At 44.1% G+C, this 7033-nt stretch carries 9 protein-coding genes; 3 read left to right on the top strand and 6 right to left on the bottom strand.

Going from position 1 to position 7033, the window contains the following annotated elements:
- Positions 1 to 14: 14 nt before the first annotated feature.
- A complete protein-coding gene (locus H6G69_RS33230) occupies positions 15 to 842 on the top strand; it encodes a sigma-70 family RNA polymerase sigma factor (RefSeq protein ID WP_190693977.1) in 828 nt (275 codons plus the stop codon).
- Here H6G69_RS33230 and H6G69_RS33225 read toward each other — a convergent pair.
- Genes H6G69_RS33225 through H6G69_RS33215 form a run of 3 tightly spaced genes read right to left on the bottom strand, consistent with a single transcriptional unit; the run spans position 828 to position 1986 of the window.
- Positions 828 to 1427, bottom strand: coding sequence for a hypothetical protein (locus H6G69_RS33225; RefSeq protein ID WP_190693976.1), 600 nt, complete (start codon positions 1425 to 1427; stop codon positions 828 to 830). The genes H6G69_RS33230 and H6G69_RS33225 overlap by 15 nt on opposite strands.
- A gap of 3 nt (positions 1428 to 1430) precedes the next feature.
- Complete coding sequence (locus tag H6G69_RS33220; protein ID WP_190693975.1) at positions 1431 to 1727, bottom strand: hypothetical protein; 297 nt, start codon at positions 1725 to 1727, stop codon at positions 1431 to 1433.
- A 34-nt stretch (positions 1728 to 1761) separates the two neighbouring features.
- Positions 1762 to 1986: a hypothetical protein gene (locus tag H6G69_RS33215; protein ID WP_190693974.1), complete on the bottom strand. Its 225-nt coding sequence runs from the start codon at positions 1984 to 1986 to the stop codon at positions 1762 to 1764.
- Between the two features lie 187 nt (positions 1987 to 2173).
- Between H6G69_RS33215 and H6G69_RS33210 the strand changes: the two genes are divergently transcribed.
- Positions 2174 to 3022 carry a tyrosine-type recombinase/integrase gene (locus H6G69_RS33210; protein WP_242072272.1) on the top strand — a complete coding sequence of 283 codons (849 nt, stop codon included), beginning with the start codon at positions 2174 to 2176 and terminating at the stop codon, positions 3020 to 3022.
- On the opposite strand, the gene H6G69_RS33205 is transcribed toward H6G69_RS33210, so the two are convergent.
- Together H6G69_RS33205 and H6G69_RS33200 are read right to left on the bottom strand one after the other, a co-directional pair.
- A complete protein-coding gene (locus H6G69_RS33205) occupies positions 3003 to 3179 on the bottom strand; it encodes a hypothetical protein (protein ID WP_190693972.1) in 177 nt (58 codons plus the stop codon). The two genes, H6G69_RS33210 and H6G69_RS33205, sit on opposite strands and share 20 nt — an antisense overlap.
- 195 nt (positions 3180 to 3374) lie before the next feature.
- Positions 3375 to 3596, bottom strand: coding sequence for a helix-turn-helix transcriptional regulator (locus tag H6G69_RS33200; RefSeq protein WP_190693971.1), 222 nt, complete (start codon positions 3594 to 3596; stop codon positions 3375 to 3377).
- Positions 3597 to 3862: 266 nt separating this feature from the next.
- On the opposite strand from H6G69_RS33200, the gene H6G69_RS33690 reads away from it, so the two are divergent.
- The gene (locus tag H6G69_RS33690) at positions 3863 to 4015 is read left to right on the top strand and encodes a hypothetical protein (RefSeq protein ID WP_206757659.1); all 153 of its coding nucleotides are present in this window, start codon (positions 3863 to 3865) and stop codon (positions 4013 to 4015) included.
- 25 nt (positions 4016 to 4040) lie between these two features.
- On the opposite strand, the gene H6G69_RS33195 is transcribed toward H6G69_RS33690, so the two are convergent.
- Positions 4041 to 6191 carry an ATP-binding protein gene (locus H6G69_RS33195; RefSeq protein ID WP_190693970.1) on the bottom strand — a complete coding sequence of 717 codons (2151 nt, stop codon included), beginning with the start codon at positions 6189 to 6191 and terminating at the stop codon, positions 4041 to 4043.
- Positions 6192 to 7033 lie beyond the last annotated feature (842 nt).

The following is a 7033-nucleotide window of genomic DNA, read 5'->3' as shown; positions in this document are numbered from 1 at the left end:
GGTAGCAGCATCCTGTGAAGCGTCAACCCGCCAAGAATTCATACAGTTCAGTCTGTTTGATTAGATTGGAATCCTCACGCCTTCAGGCTGAGGAGGATGTCAAAACAGAATTATTTAGAGAGTATCGCAATACCCCAACACGGCAGCTACGCGATCGCATCTTCAAGCAGCATCACAAATTAGCTTGCGAGATTGCCCATCAATTTAGATTATGTTGCAGTGAACCGTTTGAGGATTTACTGCAATTGGCAACGATGGGATTATTGACAGCAATAGAACGCTTTGACCCTGAGCGAGGCAATGCTTTTAGTTCGTTCGCTTGCCCATATATTAAAGGTGAGATTTGCCACTACCTGAGGGACAAAGCCAACACGATTCGCATTCCCCGCAGTCTCCAGAGCTTGTATCAGAAGGGGAGAAAATTGCAGGATGAATCTATGCAGCAGGGAATAGTATTAAGTCCTCTTCAGATTGCTACTGCACTTGGCACAACTGAAGAGAAATGGCGAGAAGCCGCTTCAATTTGCTTTAACCGTCTGCCAGTAAATATTGACAGCTTGCTTAGAAACACAGCAGAGGAAGCACCTGAGTATTCCACAGAATACATGAAACGACTGTTGTTAATAGAAGAACAGCTATCAGTCTGCGATAAACAGATGCAGAATGCCGTCATAGAACCATTGCCACTAGCCAGCTTAGACGAGTCAACTCGTAAATTACTTGAGATGCTGTTTTTTAAAAACCAGCCACTCAGGGAAATTCGCCGGAGTGCTAGAGCATCTGGCATCAAAGCAAAGGATATCAAGCCGATGCTGCTGAATGCAGTATTAAGTTTGGCGTAGAACAACAGCTGACTTGAGATTGTGGTTGGGTGAACTCAACTCACCTCTGATTCTTTCTTCGAGCAAGCCCAACCAATCCATGCGTTCCATCTGACTTTGCCAACTCATAGCTGGTGTTTTGGTACTATGAATCACTTGTAATGCTCGCAGCGCCACACCGAATACTGCGCGTTTTGGGGCGATTTCTCTAAGGGCTGAACGGGCATAGCCTTGTAGGTCGCAATCCCAAATACCAATAGGCCTACTATAGCCATTGTGCCACACACACCATACAGCAAAGCGGTGCGTAGCAGGGTTAGACGGATGATCAAAGCGTCCCAGCCTGATAGTGGTTCCGTCGAATTCCCCAACCAACTCTGCATGGAGTTCTGGGAGATAGTCAAGCGTGAGCAAAAAATCGTAACTCCCATACAAGGATGTAATTCGATAGGTTGCCACTTCGCCTGGCGTGTTGCGCTCAATTCGGAGGACAGCGGTGTTATTTCTGTCCCATCGCTTGATAATGCGGGGATAGGATGAGCGTTTTTGCGGTTGTCTGAACAGTCGCTTAATCCATCGCCGTAATTGCTCCAGCCATTTGACCACATTCTACTTCTTCCCGATATAGAAGTTGGACAAGAAATGACTGACTTGCTCGGTAGGAGAAAACCTGATGACTCCGCCCAGCCCAGATATCATAGCAATTCGCTCTATCGATTCTCGAAAAGCTAAGTTGCCTGTCCAAGCATCTTTGAGTGTGATGCCAACTGGCAGACCAAGCAAAAGCCACAGCAATAATTCAAATGGATCGAGATGAATTTTGCTGTCTTTGCGAAAAACTAAAGTAACCCCATCTCGTTTGGGGCTAGGATTTGGTTGCTGTTCGTCGCTTTTGAAAGACTCCACTGCTGTAGGGTAATGAACTATACCCTAAGTTGCCCTAACTCACTGCTTGCAGGCTTAAGTCATTGAGTGTGGTTTCTAGCCAGCAGATGTCTTCGTCGGTGAGTAATAATTTGACTTTCCGCCATATATCAACAATCTCTTTTTGTTCGTAACAGGCAGTTAGAGCCTCGCTGATGACGGATAATTTTTCTCTATTTTTATTGCAGATTGCAGATATCAGTCTAATAGCTGCCCAGCCCTGATCGTCGTTGATTTCCATATAAATTTCATTATTCTTTAATATTCAATTGTGTGAGCGTGAGTTATTTATCTAACTCAGTGTAGTTACTTGACTTAGGGCAACTTAGGGCATGACCCTAATTCAAGTAGAAGAAACCACTTCATCACTCACCAACAACCCGGCTGCTGTGTACCTCGCCTCACTGGGTAAAGGCAGCCGCCGCACCATGAGACAGGCATTAGACGCTCTAGCACTTCTCGCCACCAATCAAACCTGCGATGCGATGACTTGTCCGTGGGGGCTGCTGCGATACCAGCACACAATGGCAATTCGCTCAGAGTTGATGGATAAGTACGCACCAGCTACGGCTAACAAGATGCTGGCGGCGTTGCGGCGGGTGCTGAAGGAGTCGCAACGCCTGGGGCAGATGACGGCGGAAGACTACGCCAAAGCTACTGACCTTAAGCGAGTTAAGTCTAGTGGGTTGCCCAAGGGTAGACATTTATCTGCTGATGAATTGGGAAAATTACTTCACACCTGCACTGATGATGAGTCGGTATTTGGCATTAGAGATGCGGCGATGCTCATGGTGTTGCGGGTTGGGTTACGCCGCGGCGAGGTTGTAAATTTGGATTTGTCTGACCTCGATTTGGTTGAGGGATGCGTCAAGGTCAGAGGGGCCAAGGGGCGCAAGGATAGAATCGTGCCTTTTCCTGAAAGTGCGTTAGCGAAGCGGGGCGGAACGCACGTCGCGCATCTGCAGCAATGGGTTGAAACTAGAGGCGATGACCCTGGCCCGTTGCTGCTACCAATTAGTAAATCTGCTAATTTGGTGCAGCGGCGGCTTTCTGATCAGAGTGTGCTGACAATTATGTCTGGTCGGGGTAAAGCCGTCGGAGTTACAGACTTCACCCCACACGATTTTAGAAGGACATTCGCTGGTGAATTGTTGGACGCTGGTGTGGATATCGTGATTGTCCAGCAGTTACTGGGACACGCTGACCCGGCGACTACTGCCTATGATAGGCGCGGTGCAGCAGCAAGGAAACGAGCAGTTAATCTTTTGACTTGGTAATATCTACTTCAAATTGAACTCCATCAATACACACACGCAAGCAATACGGTGGCTTTACTCCGTTACGTTGTAACAATCGAACTTGAGTATTAACAATATCTCTATTTTGGTGAAGCCATTGTTTAAGCTTGGCTTCTGGTGACTGGGAAATCTTCACACTGGCTCTTGTTGGGTTCTTTTGCTTAGTTTACCCGCGATCGCATTACTTATTTATCTATGTAATATCTCAGTTTCACTCTTCATATTTCATAGGTAATTGAGGTGTGCGATCGCACTGAAGTCTGAAGTGTGAAGTATGAAGTCTGAAGTGCGATCGCAGATACTGGGAAATTTTCATAGACACTGCGTCGCGCTATTCAAATTCAAAAAGTTCCCGAATGTCTACTTCAAGTTCCTGACAGACTTTCAAAACCCTAATCACTGCGCCGAGATTTCGGCCATTTTCCCAGTTCTGAATAGTGGTTTTAGTTAGCCCCGACATTTTAGCTAGGTCATCTTGGCTTAAACCCTTGCGCTTTCTATAGTCCGCAAGCTTTGAAACCACCTTTTCATCTTTATCTGCTTCTTTAGACATTAATGTTTAGCCCAAAATAATTAGCTAACTAATTTGACGTAGCTAATCAGATTTGGCTAAGATAGAGATGTTAAGGCGATCGCTCTGCCTGGCAAACTTTGCGATCGCCTAACAGTCCCAAACCAGTTAGCTACGGAACCTTAACTAATTATGCCTCAAGCAACAATTGACGTTCAAGCAATTCCCCAAGTCGAAGTAAACGGAAAGCCGGGAATTTTTCTCGCTCCCCTTCATACTTCAGACTTCATACGAAATCGACTCAACCGATGATGTCTTTGGCACACTTTACCGTGTCTGGGGTGGCGACAGGGGAGTTAAGTTACTTGGCACTTTCTACCAAAACCTTGAAGGAGCTTGGATATCCCAGCCTTGCGACACCACAAAGCGTTCTAGTTGGGCAACTGATACCCAAGCCATAAGCGCAATCCTAGCAGCGTAGTTCCCTTAAATAACTGAATAAACATGCAAGGCTTTAATAATTTCCTGCTGTCCATTCCCCGGACGTTCAGAAGCGGAAGGTAAATCAAAAGCTGTATGAGCTAAATCAACGCTTGCTCCATCCAGGCGATTGCGAGACGGATAAAAAAGATGACGATAGCACTGTTGAATAATAATGGCTAACTCTTGTTCGGACTTCTTGTAAAGTTCGTTAACCTTTTCTTGCTGGTGTTCTGGTAATTGCGCTAAACGGTCAGGCGATCGCATCGCGTCTAATGCCAAGCGATAAAGCATTTTGTTCTTCATCTCATCACGAGTGGCATCATCAGCAACCAAAAACACCAAATTATTCAGTAATTGGCGAAACCTTCCTTGATTTCCCTGATGGCGGTAAATATTTTCAACTAATGGCGGTACTGTTACCGCTTCATTACGTACTGTCTCCGCATCGTAGCTAATCAGTACCAAGTTGGGTTTGCCATCCCCCGCATCATCAGACACATCATAGGCTCCACCTGCAAAGGGAATTAAATTAAAGGTTTTCCCAGCAGCAAAAATAGTCCGAATACGGTCTTGCAACAGATTTCTGGCTTCGTTTAGATCCACCTGCTTTGTCTGGCGGCGAATGAGTACACCAAGGTTGACTTCTGTTAAAAATCGTAGGGGTGCAGCCGGACGGTCATCAAGATAAGCCGATTCAGCAATAAACCTTTGACGCGCATCATTAATAAAACTGATATCCAAACCAGAGGCGAGGATAGCGTAACGCAGATTTACTTCGTCTATACCTTGTAAATTGTCATTAAACGCAAAGCTATTCCATAGAATGTTTCGAGCAACAAAAGAAGCATAAGGAGCTAAACCCGCATACCATTTAGCATCTAACTGTTGTGCTAGAGAAGTTTCTTTTTCGGTTGCTGCTACATCATTTTGAATTACAGGGTCAAATCGCCCTAATTCGAGGCGAGTAGTAATCTCATCTCGAATAGGAATATACCCTGGATTAACGTGATGTAAATGAATAGCGTAGGTGTTTGCTGGTTGTTCTTGCCAAAGATAAGCAATGGTTCGTGTCAGTAACCTCAACATTCCCCTAACACGCTGAAAGGTACTTAGGGTTGAGAGTTTATCTGTAAGTAAATCCATCAACGCTGGATGGAAAGGAAAACCATTCCGAAAATCAGCCACTCTATCTGCATTCACCCGTTCAGTTGGTAAATCACCGCGATGGGTGATCCATAATTGTTCGTAATTACGAATTACTTCTTGGGCTGCATTTTCATCAATGTACGAAAATAATCGGCGACGCAAAACCTGTACAGTTTCTTGTTCTGTCGTTGGGTTTAAAAGTGTAGCTACTCGCCCTGCAACTTTAGTAGCTTCATCAAGTTTTTCTGCTACGAACTCATTCTCTTGAGAATAAGCATCTGTGGCTTTTCCTTCTTTACCAACTGCTAAAGTGAAAACTACACAAGCATTTGCTGAAGAACTCACAGCTTTAAATAAAGCAGTTAGAAAAGGCGTAAGTTGGTCTTGTTCTTTTCTACCTTTAATTTTACGTAAGTATATAGATAATTCGTCTAATAAAATTAATACTGGTTCATTACCAAATAATTCTTGAATTGTAGCTGCCCCTGGTGCAACTTTTTCGGTATCGCTTTTACGTACTTTCTCGTATCCAGCTACCCCAGCTAATCCGTAAGCAAGTTCTCCCCAAGGAGTGTAAGCTCTTAAACCATCACCCAGAGGTCTACCGTTTACCGGATCTGCATTTTCTCCATCAAAAGCAGCTAATCTTACCCTGGTCTTGGGGACGAGTTCAGGCTCAATAAATTCCTGAACATTCTCTACGCCTTGCATCCCTTGTGCAGCGTGAGCCAAGGCAATCAAACTATGAGTCTTACCACCACCGTACTGAGTATCCAAACGCAACACGGCAGAACCGCCCACGCCTTGCAGTCTTTGACAAACAGTTTTTAATAATGCTTTTAACCCTTGGGTGGGATGAGTATTGGCAAAGAATTTATTTGGTAAAGCATACTCTGGTGGTGCTGTACCATTAATGACCTGAGCCAAATCTGCTGCGAAATCAGACTCTCGAATATTACCTTTTAATATGTCAGGGCGAGGGCTACAAATTTCAAATAAAGTTTTCATTACATTCGTTTTCTTCGCTAGTCCTAAAAACTGCACGTCAAAACTGCGTAGGCGCAGCCCGCCGCAGGCATCGCCATTGTTAAATTTGCTTGCGATCGCACATAATAAATTGAGTAAGCATAGATTGAATTAATCTGCTTACTTTTCCGCAGAACTGATTAGATAAAAATTTAAAAACTAATGCGGACGCATTATTCGCTACATAATAACCGTTCTAGTCAGCTACTACCTATGTGAAAACACCATATTTTGACTCTAAACTAACTAGTGTAGGTAGGTTTTGTAGTAGCAATTAATCTTTTACGTATACTTATAGGAATCGTACTTGAATATTGCTAAGTATACTGAGAAACGAACCTTTGTATGGCAAGCTTCTAGCCAATTTGGTTTTTCAGAAATCAAATATGAGTCCTATATATAATTGATTTTCTTGTTTTGATTCAGAGTTGCAGTTAACAAAAAGAAGCTTGTAGAGCTTCAGCAACAGAAAGTAATGGGGCAAAATGCGATCGCAGTTCCGCGTTTGTGTTGGGTAAATGTGCGATCGCACTCAGTCAGACATTGCGATCATCAACTAAGGCTTCGAGTAAATAAAATTATAATCACTGTACAACATAACTTATGACCGCTGAGGCGATCGCCTGAATTGAGTAAGGTTGGTTGAAAATAGGCGATCGCTTTTTGCTGCAAGGTTAATTTGTGATATATGGCTAGATGTTGTTAGGCTTGCCATATCCATTTGTCACAAGTTAAGGCTGTGAGGCAGTTGTCAAGGGGGTTTGAGAAGATGGCTGAAAGAAAAATTCAGGTGTGCCTCGTTGTTGATCAGGGAAGGGTGCAAC

The organism is Nostoc sp. FACHB-110 (assembly GCF_014697425.1).
Lineage (GTDB): Bacteria > Cyanobacteriota > Cyanobacteriia > Cyanobacteriales > Nostocaceae > Nostoc_B.
Note: the sequence above shows the minus strand (reverse complement) of the source record. Positions and strands in the feature narration are given on the sequence as shown.